General features: G+C 66.9%; 13 protein-coding genes. 5 read left to right on the forward strand and 8 right to left on the reverse strand.

Annotated features, from left to right (window positions below):
• Positions 1-9: 9 nt before the first annotated feature.
• The 3 genes from mftG to mftE are packed head-to-tail and all read right to left on the reverse strand — an operon-like array spanning position 10 to position 3,601.
• On the reverse strand, positions 10-1,359 hold the full coding sequence (gene mftG, locus IHQ52_RS22045; RefSeq protein WP_006434693.1) for a mycofactocin system GMC family oxidoreductase MftG: 1,350 nt from the start codon (positions 1,357-1,359) through the stop codon (positions 10-12).
• Entirely contained in the window at positions 1,356-2,894 is a 1,539-nt protein-coding gene (gene mftF, locus IHQ52_RS22050; RefSeq protein WP_006434694.1) for a mycofactocin biosynthesis glycosyltransferase MftF, read from the reverse strand. Before mftF ends, mftG begins: the two co-directional genes overlap by 4 nt.
• Complete coding sequence (gene mftE / locus IHQ52_RS22055) at positions 2,891-3,601, reverse strand: mycofactocin biosynthesis peptidyl-dipeptidase MftE (RefSeq protein WP_024497675.1); 711 nt, start codon at positions 3,599-3,601, stop codon at positions 2,891-2,893. The genes mftF and mftE overlap by 4 nt, the downstream gene beginning before the upstream one ends.
• Before the next feature lie 178 nt (positions 3,602-3,779).
• Between mftE and IHQ52_RS22060 the strand changes: the two genes are divergently transcribed.
• The 3 genes from IHQ52_RS22060 to IHQ52_RS22070 all read left to right on the forward strand — a co-directional run bounded on the left by IHQ52_RS22060 (position 3,780) and on the right by IHQ52_RS22070 (position 8,347).
• Positions 3,780-4,889 (forward strand): CaiB/BaiF CoA transferase family protein, encoded by a 1,110-nt coding sequence (locus IHQ52_RS22060; RefSeq protein WP_006434696.1) that lies wholly within the window; start codon positions 3,780-3,782, stop codon positions 4,887-4,889.
• Positions 4,890-5,522: 633 nt separating this feature from the next.
• Positions 5,523-6,692, forward strand: coding sequence for an IS30 family transposase (locus IHQ52_RS22065; RefSeq protein ID WP_376740310.1), 1,170 nt, complete (start codon positions 5,523-5,525; stop codon positions 6,690-6,692).
• Positions 6,693-6,961: 269 nt separating this feature from the next.
• Complete coding sequence (locus tag IHQ52_RS22070; RefSeq protein WP_024498686.1) at positions 6,962-8,347, forward strand: IS1380 family transposase; 1,386 nt, start codon at positions 6,962-6,964, stop codon at positions 8,345-8,347.
• 238 nt (positions 8,348-8,585) lie between these two features.
• Here the strand turns inward: IHQ52_RS22070 and IHQ52_RS22075 are convergent, their stop codons facing one another.
• From IHQ52_RS22075 to mftA, 5 genes are all read right to left on the reverse strand, one after another.
• The gene (locus tag IHQ52_RS22075) at positions 8,586-9,398 is read right to left on the reverse strand and encodes a mycofactocin-coupled SDR family oxidoreductase (protein WP_006434698.1); all 813 of its coding nucleotides are present in this window, start codon (positions 9,396-9,398) and stop codon (positions 8,586-8,588) included.
• A 152-nt stretch (positions 9,399-9,550) separates the two neighbouring features.
• Positions 9,551-10,747, reverse strand: a complete 1,197-nt coding sequence (mftD, locus tag IHQ52_RS22080) for a pre-mycofactocin synthase MftD (protein ID WP_024497672.1) — start codon at positions 10,745-10,747, stop codon at positions 9,551-9,553.
• A gap of 95 nt (positions 10,748-10,842) precedes the next feature.
• Entirely contained in the window at positions 10,843-12,135 is a 1,293-nt protein-coding gene (gene mftC / locus IHQ52_RS22085; protein WP_006434700.1) for a mycofactocin radical SAM maturase, read from the reverse strand.
• Positions 12,136-12,205: 70 nt separating this feature from the next.
• Positions 12,206-12,574, reverse strand: a complete 369-nt coding sequence (gene mftB / locus IHQ52_RS22090) for a mycofactocin biosynthesis chaperone MftB (RefSeq protein ID WP_006434701.1) — start codon at positions 12,572-12,574, stop codon at positions 12,206-12,208.
• On the reverse strand, positions 12,574-12,681 hold the full coding sequence (gene mftA, locus IHQ52_RS22095; RefSeq protein ID WP_040004498.1) for a mycofactocin precursor MftA: 108 nt from the start codon (positions 12,679-12,681) through the stop codon (positions 12,574-12,576). Before mftA ends, mftB begins: the two co-directional genes overlap by 1 nt.
• Before the next feature lie 161 nt (positions 12,682-12,842).
• On the opposite strand from mftA, the gene mftR reads away from it, so the two are divergent.
• Positions 12,843-13,469: a mycofactocin system transcriptional regulator gene (gene mftR / locus IHQ52_RS22100; protein ID WP_024497669.1), complete on the forward strand. Its 627-nt coding sequence runs from the start codon at positions 12,843-12,845 to the stop codon at positions 13,467-13,469.
• A 127-nt stretch (positions 13,470-13,596) separates the two neighbouring features.
• On the forward strand, positions 13,597-14,655 hold the full coding sequence (locus IHQ52_RS22105) for a ferredoxin--NADP reductase (protein ID WP_006434703.1): 1,059 nt from the start codon (positions 13,597-13,599) through the stop codon (positions 14,653-14,655).
• Positions 14,656-14,699: the final 44 nt, after the last annotated feature.

A 14,699-nucleotide genomic window follows, 5' to 3' on the forward strand; every position in this document is an offset into this window, starting at 1 on the left:
GCATCCACCCTAGATCCGTGAGGCTATGTGCACCGCCATCATCATGATCGTGGCATGCGGACCGCTGCGGCCCCCGGTTGGCAGGATCGACCCGTCGACGATGCGCAACCCCTCGGCCCCGTACACGGCGCCGAGAGCGTCGGTCCGCACACCCATCGGCATGGTGCCCCACGCATGCTGGGAGAACCCGGGCACCGCGGCCACCGAGACGCTGTCCGGCACGACGATGCCGGCGAAGTCTGGCGAACGCAGCATCTCCACGACGCGGTCGGCACCCGCACGCATCGATGCGCTGGCCTCGGGCGAAGGTTCGCCGAACTCAAGGCGGACCCGTTCACCGTCGGCGACGAGCTTCACCGGCGACCGGCGCATCGCGGTCACCTCGACCATCGGCCCACTGGGCGGCACGCCCTCGATGTAGACCGCGAAATCATCTCGATAACAACGGATCTCGAGTCCATCGTCGGTGTGGAGCACGGTCGGCAGCACCATGCCGGGTTCGGCCGGATCCATCCGCCGATAAGAGACGGCCAACCCGCGATGCTCACCGGCCTCCAGAAACCCCGCCCCACCGAGCACCTCGAGATCCGAACCGAGCAGGAGCCGCGCGGTGCCCAGGGTGCCGGCGGCGAGTACCACCTCACCGGCGCTCACGGCGAACCGGTCGGTCGCGACACCGGTGACGCGCCGCCCGTCGGAGACCTCGAGCCGCCGGACCTCACAGTCGGCCACGACACGGAGATTCGGCCGGCGAAGGGCCGGCTCGAGATAGGCCTCGGCCGCGGTCCGGCGCAGCATCCCGGACCGATTGCCGAGCACCCGGTTCACGCCGATGACCGGCCACCGGACACCGAGCGGCCGAGTCACCTCCCACGACGACCAGTACCGCTCGAAAGCCGTTCCGGCATCGCCGAGTTCGTCGTCGGACACCGGAGAGACGCTCATCGTACCGCCGCTTCCGTCCAGCTCGGAGTAGGCGGCGTCGATCGCTTCGAGGTCCCAGCCTTCCGGCCAGTCCGCGAAGTCGTCCTGGTGCCAGCGGAGGAAGTAGCCGCCGTTGACCACCGAGGAACCACCGACCGCACATCCCCGCGCCGCGGTCAGACCGTCGAGATCGGTGGCGTGCCGGACCGCGTAGGGCGCGTGGTCGCCGATCGGGAGCCGCCGGAGGTCCCGGTCTTCCGGTCCCGGCCACCGCCCGGGTCCCCGCTCGAGCAGCACGACGTCGCGCCCGGATTCCCTCGACAGCTTCTCCGCGAGGACGCATCCGGCACTCCCGGCACCGACGATGACGACATCTGCGGTCAGACGACCATTGTCGGCCGGCTTCGGCGCGGGATGGCGGGATCGACGGGTCATCGGGAGATGACCGGGCGCAATGCCTCCGCGTCTCGGTGGGTGATGACGCCCTGCCACAGACCCGCACCGTAGGCCAGATCGTCGAGGCGACGCATCAGCAGATAACGGAACGGGCCGAGGGCCGGCGGGGTCGTCGGGTCCGCGAGGAGGTCCCGGAACCAGGACACCACCCCCTCGACGATCGCCACCTGGACCACGAGTATGCGGAAGCGTCTCGACACCAGAGCCATCAGCAATGCCACCGGCCAGTAGTGCCGGCAGATCGCATCGGCCGCCTGCAGTAACCCGAACCCGGCCGCTCGTCCGGTCAGTTGCGCCGAGACGAGAGGTGCCGAGGGCAGATCGCCCAGCCGCTTGCGGAGCCGGGTCGCGAGATGGGTCAGGATGAGCATCGCCAGCGCGGTGCCGAAGCGGGTTCGCGACAGCAGTGCGACGACGGCCGCGGCCATCGGCACCGACAACACCAGCGGGGCGGCTCGATCGCCGTGACGTGCCGCGAGGTGGGCGGCCCCGGTTCCGTAGAAGCATCGGCGAGACAGCACCGAACGCAGGTCGGTGCGGTGGTCGTGGGCCACCCGCGCGACCGGGTCGTAGCGGATCCGCCATCCCGCGGCATGCATGCGCCAGCACGCGTCGACATCCTCGGCCACCCGGAGCGACTCGTCGAATCCACAGAATGCACTGCGCCGCACCACGATTGCCGCACTGGGGACGTATGGGACCCGGGTGGAGGGCAGGACCGCCGACTCCTCCGGCCCCATGTCCAGGGACGACCAGCCGTTCTCGTAACGCTCCGCCAGCGAGGACGACTCGTCAGCCGATCGGAGGCCGACGATGCGAGGGGCCACGACCCCCACCGTCGGGTCGGAGAAGTGGGTCAGCAGTACGGTCAGCCAGTCCGGGTCGGGAACGACGTCGGAGTCGAGGAAGGCCACGAAATCGGTGGTGGCGGCCGCCGCCCCGGCGTTCCGGGCAGCGGCCGGACCACGATTGCCCTCGAAGCGGATCACACGAACGCCGGACCGCTCGGCCACGATCGGGACGCCCGAGCCGTCGTCGACGACCACGACCGTCAGACCGTCGAGGGCGTCGAGCAGCCGGTCGACACCGGCCTGATTGTCCTTGACCGGCACCACCACGGTGACATCGGCGGGTTGCGGCCCGAACATCGGCCGGGGGTTGGCGATCCCGGCGTCGAGAAGTGCACGCGCGAGACGGCGGGTCACGTTGTCGCACACCTCGATTCGACCGTCGTCGGAGGTCATCCCGAGCGCGGTGTCCGACATGCGCAGCAGTCGCGTCGGAGATCCGCCGACGAGATACCGGAAGTCACCGCCGCGCGCGGAGCGCAGATCGATCTGAACCTGGAATCCGTCGGGCAGATCAGTGCGGTTCTCCGGCGCCGCTTCCTCTGACGTGCCGGCGCCCTCATCTACGTTCCCGTCCGAAACCGGTTGTGCACCAACGGCTTCTTCGCCACTGATACCCTGGGCCGCGGCGCCGCCGCGGGGTGCCGAATCGTCGAGCGCGGTCATCCGATCCGCCCCTGCTCGTCGACCTCCCAGGAGACAAGCGCGGCAGCGAGTCGATCGGTCACCTCGGCCACCAGTCGACGTCCCTCATCGGCGGTGGCCTCGGTGGGATCTCCCAGCACACCGTTCGGGCTGACCGCGGCGACACCTCCCTCGCGCATGACCGGCAGAAGTGCGCCGACCGGCTCGCGATTGCCGGCGGCCGCCCGTGCGGGGTCGACCAACGACGGCGAGACATGCAGCAGCACAGAGGTTTCGGTGAATCCGGCATGCGCATCCGCCCCTGGGAAGGCACACGGGAACCAGGCGGCATCACGCCCCTCGTACCGGAGTCGGGTCACCGCGTCGATCAACGTCCGAGTGTTCCCGCCGTGTCCGTTGACGAACACGATGCGTCTGGCCCATCTGCAGGCGCTGCGCCCGTATTCGACGAGCATCCCGCGAAGAGCGTCATGCCCGATGGAGATCGTCCCGGCGAAGCCTTCGTGTTCGCCGCTCGCGCCGTAATTGAGGTCCGGCGCGCGGAGGATGTCGGAATCCCCGAGGCGCTCGCAGACGACGTCGGCCACCGCCGCGGCGATGCGCGTGTCGGTGTCCAGAGGCAGGTGTGGACCGTGCTGCTCGACAGAACCGAGAGGTACCACGAGAGTGATCACCTTCCCATCGAGGTCCGGCCAGCTGCACTGCCCCAGCGTCGACGGTCCTGTCATCTGACCAATGCTAGCCATCGCGCTCTCAACCTTCTGCCCCTCGGCCCAAAAACAGGGAGAAAAACGCGCCGAAATCGTCGTGCCGCCCGGCTTGACGAGCGTTCGATCGGTTGTGGAATGCTAATGCGTACGCGTGACGCCTGACACAGGTGGCAGTACAACGACCGGAGGACGACACATGAGCAGTACGACACCCCATAACAGTGGAAAACCCGGCCCACTCAGTTCGATCCGGGTCATCGAGTTCGCCGGCATCGGCCCGGGACCCCATGCGGCCATGTTGCTCGCCGATCTGGGTGCCGACGTGGTCCGGGTCCAGCGCCCCGGTTCACTCCCGAAGCCGGGCGTGAACGCCGATGCGCTGTTGCGCGGGCGTCGCGTCGTCGAGGCAAACCTGAAGGACGAGACCGATCGTGCGACGATCCTCGATCTGGTGGCCAAGGCCGACGTCATCCTCGAGGGTTTCCGCCCCGGCGTCATGGAGCGTCTCGGCTTCGGCCCCGACGACCTCACCGAGGTCAATCCCGGCCTCGTCTACGGCCGGATGACCGGCTGGGGCCAGGACGGCCCCCGCGCGAACCTCGCCGGCCACGACATCAACTACATCTCGCTCACCGGTCTGCTCCACGCGATCGGCCGCAAGGATGATCGTCCGGTGCCGCCGCTCAACCTCGCGGGCGACTTCGGCGGCGGGTCCATGTTCCTCGTCGTGGGCGTGCTCGCCGCACTGCTCGAGCGCGGCATCTCCGGCAAGGGGCAGGTTGTCGACGCAGCGATGGTCGACGGCGCTTCCGTTCTGGGACAGATGATGTGGGCGTTCCGCGGCACCGGCCTGTGGAGTGACACACGCGGCACCAACATGCTCGACACCGGCGCCCCCTACTACGAGGTCTACGAGACCTCGGACGGCAAGTACATGGCCGTCGGCGCCATCGAGCCGCAGTTCTACGCCGAGCTGTTGAAGGGCCTCGGCCTGGCCGACGCCGACCTTCCGGCACAGAACGACATCGCGAACTGGGGCAAGCTGAAGGAGATCTTCACCGAGACCTTCAAGTCCCGCACCCGCGACGAGTGGGCCAAGGTCTTCGACGGCACCGACGCCTGCACCTCGCCGGTGCTCACCTTCGCCGAGGCGCCCGGCGACCCGCACATGGCCGCTCGCGCCAACCTCGTCGACATCGACGGGGTCACCCAGGCACAGGTCGCCCCGCGCTTCTCGCGCACCCAGCCGGAGACCCCGGCCGGACCCGCCACCGAGGCCGTCGACCCGAAGACCCTCTGGGCCTGATCCGGCACCACGGACAATCGCCACTTCCCGGACGGATGCGCTGGTTCCAGCCAGCGCTCCTGAACGGGAAGTGGCGATTCTCGTTTCCTCCCGATTCGCTTCGTGACGATCTCGCTCCCCGAGGTGCGATGCCCGGCGAACTGTCGGAGATTGCGTCCGCGTGAGCACCGTCCGAGGGCATATAGCCCTCGGACGCACCTGAGGTGGACGAGATTTCCGACCGCGCGGCCCGCTGTTCACCATTCACCCCGTGAAGTCCGGTGCGCAGCGCCCTGATTGATGTCGCGCTGTGCCCGGTTTGGTGACCGGTTGGTGTTGTTGGTTGATGCCGGGAAGACGGTGAAGCAGGCGGCTGCCGAGGTGGGTCTGTCGCCGGAGCGGTGTTCGACGATTCTGAAAGCGATCGGCCGACCTGCGGGCAAGCCTCATCGTCGGCATCGGCCACCAGGGGTGGTCGATCGGGAGGTGATCGTTGCCCGGTTCATCGAGACCGGCAAGATCCTGCCGGCAGCGAAAGCTTCGGGGGTGTCGCATACAACGGCTCGCCGGGTTCTGGTGGAAGAGGGTCTGATCAGCCGCGAGGGCATCCTGCCAAAGAGTGCCGATGGCACCAAAGACCGCTTCCTGGCCCTGGTGCCGCAGGGGCGGACGGCGACTGCGGCTGCGCGCGAAGTTGGGGTTCATCCGGCCACGGGATCGGGGTGGCTGCGCGGGATACGCCATATCCGTGGCGGCCGAATTTATCCCGATGGCACGGTCGTGGACTACACCAACAAGACCGTCTACAAACAGTCGGTGACCAGTGCAGTGATCAGTGACCGGTATCTGTCGCTCGAGGACCGGGTAGCGATCGCTGACGGGCTGATCGTGAAGGATTCCTTGCGTGTGATCGCTGCCCGGATTGGCAAGCACGTCTCCTCGGTGTCTCGTGAGGTGCGGGCTTATCGTGGCGAGGATGGCCGGTATCTGCCATATCAGGCTGATCGGGCTGCGGTGGCGGCTCGCGCCCGGCCCAAGCAGTCCAAACTGGTGGTGAACGCGGTTCTGCGGGCGGCAGTCGAGGAAGGCTTGGCGCGCAAGTTGTCACCGGAGCAGATCTCGCACCGGTTACGGCGGGACCATCCTGACGACGAGAGCATGCGGGTGAGTCACGAAACGATCTATCAGGCGCTGTACTTTCAGGCTCGCGGGGGTTTGAAAAAAGAAGTGCAACTAGCACTTCGGAGTGGACGCACCCGCCGTAAACCGCAGCGCAAGCCCGGGGAACGCTACCAACGGTTCACCGACGAGATGATCATGATCAGCGAGCGTCCCGCTGAGGTGGAGGATCGGGCGGTGCCCGGTCATTGGGAAGGCGATCTGATCGTCGGGGCCCAGCACAAGTCCGCGATCGGCACCCTGGTCGAACGCAACACCCGTTACACGATGCTGTTGCACCTACCTGACGGCCACGATGCTGAAACGGTACGTGATGCGTTGATCGCCTCCATCGGCACGCTGCCCGAGCATTTGCGGGGATCGTTGACCTGGGATCAAGGGGCGGAGATGGCCGGGCACAAGCAGTTCAGCATGGCCACCGATATGACCGTGTACTTCTGCGACCCGGCCAGCCCGTGGCAGCGGGGTAGCAACGAAAACACCAACGGCCTTCTGCGCCAGTACTTCCCGAAGGGTACCGACCTGAGCATCTACGGGCCGGAGGACCTCGAACACGTCGCCCAAGAACTCAACGGGCGTCCACGCAAAACACTCGGCTGGGATACCCCAGCCGAGCGTCTGCGTAATCTAGTCACCACCCAATAGCCACCAGCGTTGCGACGACCCCTAGAAACCACCCAATCAGGGGGAACGACTTCAGCCGAGGTCGTACAGCCGGAGCGATGTCGCGTGCGACGTCATTCAGCCGGCCCGTTCGATGCGACCAATCCCTCGCTCCCTGAGCCTGGATGCACCGATTTGGGGTGAGGTTTCTGGTGTTTGATGGGGTGTTGAGAAGCGAGATGCCTTGCTGCAGTGCAAGAATGGGACTTGTCTAAGGAACACATTCAGGCACGAAGAAAGGCATCTCGCAGATGCGATTCTCTCATACCAACCCGGTAGCAGCAGCCTCGTTCGACGACCCGAACCTGATCGCCGCAGCGGGGGTCGTGCCGGTGATGGGCTTGGCCACCTCGTGCAGCTTGGCCGACCTGGCCGACGAGTGGCTCACGATCCCCACCGACAAAGGCGCCCACCCAGGAGCGAAGGTATCGGCGCTGGTCACCGGCATGGTCATGGGTGCGGACAGCATCGCCGACATGGGTGTGCTGCGTCACGGAGCGATGGGTACCCTGTTCGACCGCACCTACGCACCGTCCACGCTGGGATCGTTTCTGCGGATGTTCACCTACGGCCACACCCGCCAACTCGACGCAGTCGCCACCCGGTTTCTCGGCGAACTGACACGACAGACCAGCCTGCTCGGTGATCTCAGTAATCCCAGCGCCTCGGTGATGCTCGACATCGATGACACTGTCATCGAGGTCCACGGCTATGGCAAACAGGGCGCGCAGGTCGGTTACACCGGCACCCGCGGACTCAACGTGTTGCTGACCACGCTCACCGCCCCAGGACGGGCCCCGGTGATCTGTGGGCAGCGCCTACGCCGCGGTGCTCGCGGTTCCTCGCACGGCGCAGCGTCAATGATCACCTCAGCACTGAAGACGCTCACCCGTCTGAGGCCCACCACCACTGCACCACCAGTGCTGGTGCGTGCCGATTCCGCGTTCTACTCCTACGACATGGTCCGCGCCTGCCTGGCCCACGGTGCGCACGTCTCGATCACCCTGCGGCGCCAACCCGACGTCCTGCGCGCCATCGCCAACATCGACGCCACCGCCTGGACACCGATCACCTACACCCGCCCGGTCTATGACCCCGACACCCACACCGTGGTCCACCGCGCCCAGGTCGCGGCCACCCCGTTCACCGCATTCACCGGCAACATGAGCGGCAAGAAGCCAGTGCCTGGTCACCTGATCGTGCGGCGAGTACCCGACGAACAAAGCACCCAGACCGGCGAGTTGTTCCCGATCTGGCGCTACCACGCGTTTTTCACCAGCCAACCCGACCCCGATCCGGTCACCGCCGACGCCATCCACCGCGGACACGCCATCATCGAAAACGTCCACGCCGACCTCAAAAACGGGCCCCTGGCCCACCTGCCCTCGGCACAGTTCGCCGCGAACAACGCCTGGCTGACCTGCGCAGTCATCGCGTTCAACCTCTCCCGCGCCGCGGGATGTGTGGCCGGGATGACCACCGCCACCACCGCCACCGTGCGCCGCACCCTGATCAGCATCGCCGCCCGCATCTCCCGCTCAGCACGCCGCGTGACCTTGCACCTACCCCGCGACTGGCCCTGGCAACCGTACTGGCAGAACCTCTTCGACCACACCCACCATCGAAAACCCGCGTAAACCCCTACCAACCCCGCCCACCCCCGGGCCCAACCAGGACACCCAGTGAAACAAGCCGACATTCCGAGATCGGCAGACCACCCACGCCCACATACCACCACCCCCAAAACCGCACGCCCACAACACCCTCCACCACCACCGGCACACCACATCGGTGCATCCAGGCTGAGGTGCGAGGAGCGTAGCGACCTCCCCCGCTCCCTGAGGTGCGAGGAGCGTAGCGACGAGCCTCGAAGGGTCAGACCTTCGAGTGCCCCATGTCGATCTGGAACTCGGCACCGGTGATGCCCTTGGCGCTGTCGGAGGCCAGATACAGCACGGCATCGGAGATCTCGTCGAGCGACGCGACCGGGTGGTAGTCCAGGATCGACGTGAAATGCGGGTTGACCCAAGGAATCCCGAAGATGCGATGTGCCTCGGTGTCGGCCACGCCCATCGGGGTGTCCACCGCGTAGGGGTGGACACTGTTGACCCGGATGCGATGGTGGCCGAGCTCCTTCGCGGCGGTCTGCGCCAGACCCACCAGACCGTGCTTCGACGCCGAGTACGACGCCTGCAGGGGCATCGCCTTCAGCCCGGCGACGGAGCTGATGATGGCGATCGAGCCGCCGTTACCGGCCTCGAGCATCGCCGGGACCGTGGCCTTCAGCGTCTTCCAGGCGCCGACGAGGTTGATGTCGACGACGTCGGTGAACTGTTCCTCGGACAGCTCCCACACCTTGCCCCAGGTGAGCACGCCCGCATTGGCGATCACGTGGTCCAGCCGTCCGAACTGTTCGACGGCATCCGCGACGAGCTGCTGCTGGAAGCCCAGGTCGCGCGTATCTCCCTGCCGCGCAAGGATCTTACCCCCGACGCCCTCGACGAGCCGGATGGTCTCGGCGAGGTCCTCGGCGGTGGCGGGCGGATAGGTCGCGCGGTCGATGATCGGACCCGCGATGTCGAGACCGACGATCGCGGCTCCCTCACGGGCGAACCGGACCGCGTGATTGCGGCCCTGACCACGGGCGATGCCGGTGATGTAGACGACCTTGCCGTCGAACTGTCCCATGGCAGAACTGTAACACGTTCTAGTTCTGCCGACGTTCCGGTTCTGCCCACGTCCGGTTCTGCCCAGGTCCGGTTCTGCACCGAGAGGCGTTCACGAACTCGCCCGCCGACCGGAGATCCGGTCGACGGGCGGGAACCGGCGGGTGCGACGCGTCAGGCGCCGAAGGACCTGGTGAAGTCGTCGGGGATGATCAGGTCGTCGGCCGAGAGCTCGTGCACGCTCTTGTGCCCCAGACCCATCAGCACGCCGTCGAGCCCCATGCGCATGAGGTCGAGGACGTTCTCGACGCCGGCCTGGCCGTTGGCAGCGAGACCCCAGAGGTACGCCCGGCCGATCATCACGGCGCGGGCACCCAGCGCAAGCGCCTTGGCCACGTCACTACCGCGACGGATGCCGCCGTCGAGAAGCACCTCGATGTCGTCGCCGACCGCGCTGGCGATGTCGGGCAGCAGGCGGATGGTCGCGGGGGTGCCGTCGAGGTTGTTGCCGCCGTGGTTGGAGACCGAGATGGCCGACGCACCGATGTCGACCGCGCGCTTGGCGTCGTCGAGCCGGGTGATGCCCTTGACCATGAACGGACCGTCCCAGTGCTCACGTAGCCACTGCAGGTCCTCCCACGTGGGCGGCGGGGTGCCCATCCACTCGCCGTAGGCACCGAAGAAGGTCGGGCCGGGGACGCCCTGCGGGGTGAGGTTGGGCGCCGTGAGGTCAGGGATGATGACCTTGCCGCCCTTGACCCAGTCCAGCGCGTAGCGCGGCTTGACCGCGATCTCCGGACCCAGACGCACGAGCGCCTTCAGGTTCACCTTCTCCGGGATCTCCGGACTGCCCCAGTCGCGTCCGACGTTGAAGACCCAGTCGGTGGTGACGATCAGCCCTTTGGCGCCGGCCGCCTTCGCCCGCTCGGCCCGCCGGAGGATGTCCTCACGGCTGCCGAGCCAGTAGATCTGGAAGAAGACCTTGTCGTTGACCGCGGTCACCTCTTCGACGGCGTGGGAGGCGAAACTCGACAGGCCCATCGCGGTACCGCGGGCGGCCGCTGCACGTGCGACGGCGACCTCACCGTCCGGATCGACGGCCTGGACACCGGTCGGCGAGATCATGACCGGGAAGGAGAGCTCCTGCCCCATCACCGACGTGGTCATCTCCCGCTCCGGCTGGGCACCGACAACGTGTGGTGCCCAACCCAATTCGGAAAAGGCCTGCACGTTGTCGTCGAGGGTCACACCGGCCTGGGTGCCGGCGACCAGCGATGCGTACACCGACTTGGGCAGCCGCTTCTTCGCACGACGCTGAGCCTCGGTGACCGTTTCGAACCAGGGGTTTCTCGCCCAGGGGTTGAGAGCCATTCTCTTACTCACTCACTCTTCTCGGATGCGGGCCGTCGCCCGCGGGATATGTTCAATGTCCCGCGATGACTCGACACACGGTGGGGCCGCGTGGATTACCGCGCGGCGGGGGTGAACCCGGCCAGCGGGTTCTCGTCACAGGACTTGGTGGGTCGTCCACCCACCGGGGTCAGGTCGCCGTCGGGACGACGGGTCATCAGCGTCAGCGGGGTGCCGCGCGAATGATCCTTGTTGGCCGTCGGTTTGGTGCGATCGCCGGCGAGCAGCTCCTCGCCGTAACCCTGCACGCACTCGGGGTCCGGTCCGGCCAGCGGCAGGCCGGTGAAGAACTTGGCCGCCATGCAGCCACCGCGGCAGGCGTCGAAGTGCGCACACTTGGTGCAGGCACCGGCGTTCTGCGGCTCGCGCAACTCGGTGAACAGATCCGAACGCTGCCAGATCTCCTGGAATCCGCCGTCGGACAGGATGTTGCCGGCGAGGAAGTTCTCGTGGATCGCGAACGGGCAGGCGTACACGTCGCCCACCGGGTCGATCAGGCACACCACGCGTCCGGCACCGCAGAGATTGAGGCCGGGCAGGCCGCCGCCGGAATCCCCGCCGAAGGCCGACAGGTGGAAGAACGAGTCACCGGTCAGCACACGATCCCCGTGTGCGACAAGCCAGTCATAGAGTTCGCGCTGCTGCTCGGGCAGCGGGTGCAGGTCGTCCCAGACGTCGGCGCCACGGCCGGACGGACGCAGCCGGGTGATGCGCAGGGTGGCGTTGTAGCGATCGGCGAGTGCCTTGAACTCGTCGAGCTGCGCGACGTTCTGCCGGGTCATGACGACGCTGATCTTGGCGTCGGCGAACCCGGCCTCGGCCAGGTTCTCGAGCGCCCGGACCGCCATGTCGAAGGAGCCCGGTCCGCGCACGGCGTCGTTGACCTCCGCGGTCGCGCCGTCGAGCGAGATCTGGACGTCGACGTAATCCGATGCCGCGAGCCGCGCCGCGACCTTCTTGTCGATGCGCAAACCGTTGGTGGAGAACTTGACTCCCACCTGATGACTGGTGGCGTAGTCGACGAGTTCCCAGAAATCCGGGCGGACGGTCGGCTCGCCGCCGCCGATGTTCACGTAGAAGACCTGCATGCGCTGCAGTTCGTCGATGATCGCCTTGCACTGTTCGGTCGACAGCTCGCGCGGGTCGCGCTTGCCCGACGACGACAGGCAGTGCACGCACGCCAGGTTGCAGGCGTAGGTGAGCTCCCAGGTCAGGCAGATCGGTGCGTCGAGGCCGCGCTCGAACTGGTCGACGAGGCGGCCGACCTTGGGCACCTGGTCGGCGGGCGCGCTCGGACGCTCGGAGGTCACGAGTTCGGCTGCGGTGGGCGGCATCTCGATGGTCGTCATCGTGTCGGTCCTAGGGTCGGGGCTGAATGCGGGGAGTCGATCGGGGCTGGCGATCGGGACGGATGCTGGATCAGGCCGCGCGGGGCGTGATCATCGCGCTGTCGGCCAGCGCCGTGAGCGCCTGGACATACAGCGGACGCTGCGCGGGCGTGATCCCCGCGGCGAGGAGGGCTGCCTCGGCGGAGTCGTGATCGGCGAGGGACTGCACGATCCCCACCACCGTGAGGTTCTTGAGGAAGGACAGCTTACGGGTACCGAAGTGGTACAGAAGGGCGCCGAAGGGCTCGGGCCGCAGCGCCACCTTCGGGTTGAGCTCCCACGCGACGAACGTGTCGAAGCCGGCTCGGGAATCGGGGGAATCGGGACCGGGGGTGTCGAACCGGACCCCGGCGACCGCAGAACGGTCGCCGGAGGTCGGATTCGATGTCGGGGCAGACATCAGTAGACCCCGCACATCCCATCGATCGACACCTCTTCGACGAGCGACTCGGCGATGAGTTCGGTCTCGGCAGAGCACTGAGCGGTGACCGCGGACTGATCGGCCATGATCCATACCTCCTTGATTCGTGATGGTGACTCGGATCACCGACGACTATAGTGGCACTCAGTGCAGAAACGCCAGAGTCAGGACGAAAACTATCCGGACGGCCAGGCAATCCGATGGAGACACCAACACGAAGAAGCAGGTCACATAGGGTGTGGTCTCGATGACGACGCAGCAACAGGACACCAGGCCGCAGCGCCCCGCGCCCGGACGACGACCGATCTCGTCGCGGGCCCGGATCAGTGCGCTCGCGATCGGCCTGTTCACCACACGGGGCTTCGAGGAGACCAGCGTCGACGACATCGCCGAGGCCGCCGGCATCGCACGTCGCACGTTGTTCCGGTACTACTCGTCGAAGAACGAGATCCCCTGGGGGGAGTTCGACGACCACCTCGGCGAATTGCGCGGACTTCTCGCACAGATCCCCGCTGACACTCCCATGGCCGACGCCCTCGTTGAAGCACTGGTCGCCTTCAACCGGGTGCCGCCGGAGGAACTCGACAACCACCGCAGGCGCATGTCCCTGTTGCTGGGAGTTCCCGCGCTCCAGGCGCATTCGATGATCATGTACGCCGACTGGCGGCACGTCATCGCCGAGTTCTGCGCGACCCGTCTCGGCCTGGACGACACCGATCACCTCCCTCAGACCATCGGGTGGTTGTGCCTGGGCGCAGCGCTCGCCGCCTACGAGCAGTGGCTGTCGGACCCCGACGCCGACCTCGAGGCACTGATCGCCGACGGCGCGCGCATCGTCGCGAACGGCGTGGCATCGCTGGCCCGCACGGCATGATCGGCGCGGCGACTACGCTGGCGACGGCATGGCCTCGTGGGACACCCACTGATTGGGCTATCCTGAAGTAGAACGTGTTCTAATTCGGTCCGGTTCGACCCGGTCCTCGACGTCGGAGAGCTGCTACATGTCTGACCTGACCCCTCATGGCTCACGCAGCGTGATCCTCACGGTGGCCGAGGTGATCGATGAGACGTCCGATGCCAAATCCATCGCCTTCGAGGTCCCCGAGACGTCGTCGGCCGCCTTCACCGACTACAAGCCGGGGCAGTTCCTCACGCTCCGCATCCCGAGTGAGCAGACCGGGTCGGTGGCCCGCTGCTACTCCCTGGCATCGTCGCCGTACACCGACGCCCGTCCCAAGGTGACCGTGAAGCGCACCGTCGACGGCTACGGGTCCAACTGGGTGTGCGACAACCTCTCCCCCGGTTCGCAGGTCGAGGTGCTGCCCCCGTCCGGGGTCTTCACGCCGAAGTCCTACGACGACCCGCTACTGCTCATCGCCGCCGGCAGCGGCGTGACACCGGTGATGTCGATCCTCAAGGCGGCGTTGAAGAAGAGCGACGCGCCGATCGTCTTCTTCTACGCCAATCGCAGCGAGGACGACGTGATCTTCGCCGCCGAGCTGCGCGACCTGCTCCACGCGCACGCCGACCGCCTCACCGTCGTCCACTGGCTCGAGACCCTGCAGGGGCTGCCCACCGCGGCAGCCCTGACATCGGTGTTCGCGCCGTACTCGACCACCCACACCGCCTACATGTGCGGTCCCGGACCGTTCATGGACGCCGTCCACAAAGCCTTGGCGCAGGCGAACTTTCCGCACCACAACGTCCACACCGAGGTCTACAACTCGCTGTCCGGCGACCCGTTCGCCGACGTCGAACTCGAGGAGGTCAGCGAGGAGGACCAGGCTTCCGCGGCCACCGTCGAAGTCGAGCTCGACGGCGAGACCCACACTCTGAGCTGGCCGCGCAAGCGCACCCTGGTCGACATCATGCTGGCAGCCGGGCTCGACGCCCCGTACTCCTGCCAGGAGGGCGAATGCGGTTCGTGCGCATGCACTCTCACCGAGGGCACCGTCGACATGGACAACGCCGGCGCGCTCGACCCCGAGGACATCGAGGATGGATACATCCTGGGTTGCCAGGCCCTTCCGACCTCGGATTCACTCAAGATCGAGTTCTGACCCGCAGTTCCGACCATCGAAGGGGAGCACCGACGTGACCACCA

Source organism: Gordonia amicalis (assembly GCF_022059885.1).
Lineage (GTDB): Bacteria > Actinomycetota > Actinomycetes > Mycobacteriales > Mycobacteriaceae > Gordonia > Gordonia amicalis.

What these genes read in the sequence shown, in the direction of transcription:
- mftG (WP_006434693.1), bottom strand. Translation starts at nt 1,359, where the DNA reads ATGACCCGTCGATCCCGCCATCCCGCGCCGAAGCCGGCCGACAATGGT.
- mftF (WP_006434694.1), bottom strand. Translation starts at nt 2,894, where the DNA reads ATGACCGCGCTCGACGATTCGGCACCCCGCGGCGGCGCCGCGGCCCAG.
- mftE (WP_024497675.1), bottom strand. Translation starts at nt 3,601, where the DNA reads ATGACAGGACCGTCGACGCTGGGGCAGTGCAGCTGGCCGGACCTCGAT.
- IHQ52_RS22060 (WP_006434696.1), top strand. Translation starts at nt 3,780, where the DNA reads ATGAGCAGTACGACACCCCATAACAGTGGAAAACCCGGCCCACTCAGT.
- IHQ52_RS22070 (WP_024498686.1), top strand. Translation starts at nt 6,962, where the DNA reads ATGCGATTCTCTCATACCAACCCGGTAGCAGCAGCCTCGTTCGACGAC.
- IHQ52_RS22075 (WP_006434698.1), bottom strand. Translation starts at nt 9,398, where the DNA reads ATGGGACAGTTCGACGGCAAGGTCGTCTACATCACCGGCATCGCCCGT.
- mftD (WP_024497672.1), bottom strand. Translation starts at nt 10,747, where the DNA reads ATGGCTCTCAACCCCTGGGCGAGAAACCCCTGGTTCGAAACGGTCACC.
- mftC (WP_006434700.1), bottom strand. Translation starts at nt 12,135, where the DNA reads ATGACGACCATCGAGATGCCGCCCACCGCAGCCGAACTCGTGACCTCC.
- mftB (WP_006434701.1), bottom strand. Translation starts at nt 12,574, where the DNA reads ATGTCTGCCCCGACATCGAATCCGACCTCCGGCGACCGTTCTGCGGTC.
- mftA (WP_040004498.1), bottom strand. Translation starts at nt 12,681, where the DNA reads ATGGCCGATCAGTCCGCGGTCACCGCTCAGTGCTCTGCCGAGACCGAA.
- mftR (WP_024497669.1), top strand. Translation starts at nt 12,843, where the DNA reads ATGACGACGCAGCAACAGGACACCAGGCCGCAGCGCCCCGCGCCCGGA.
- IHQ52_RS22105 (WP_006434703.1), top strand. Translation starts at nt 13,597, where the DNA reads ATGTCTGACCTGACCCCTCATGGCTCACGCAGCGTGATCCTCACGGTG.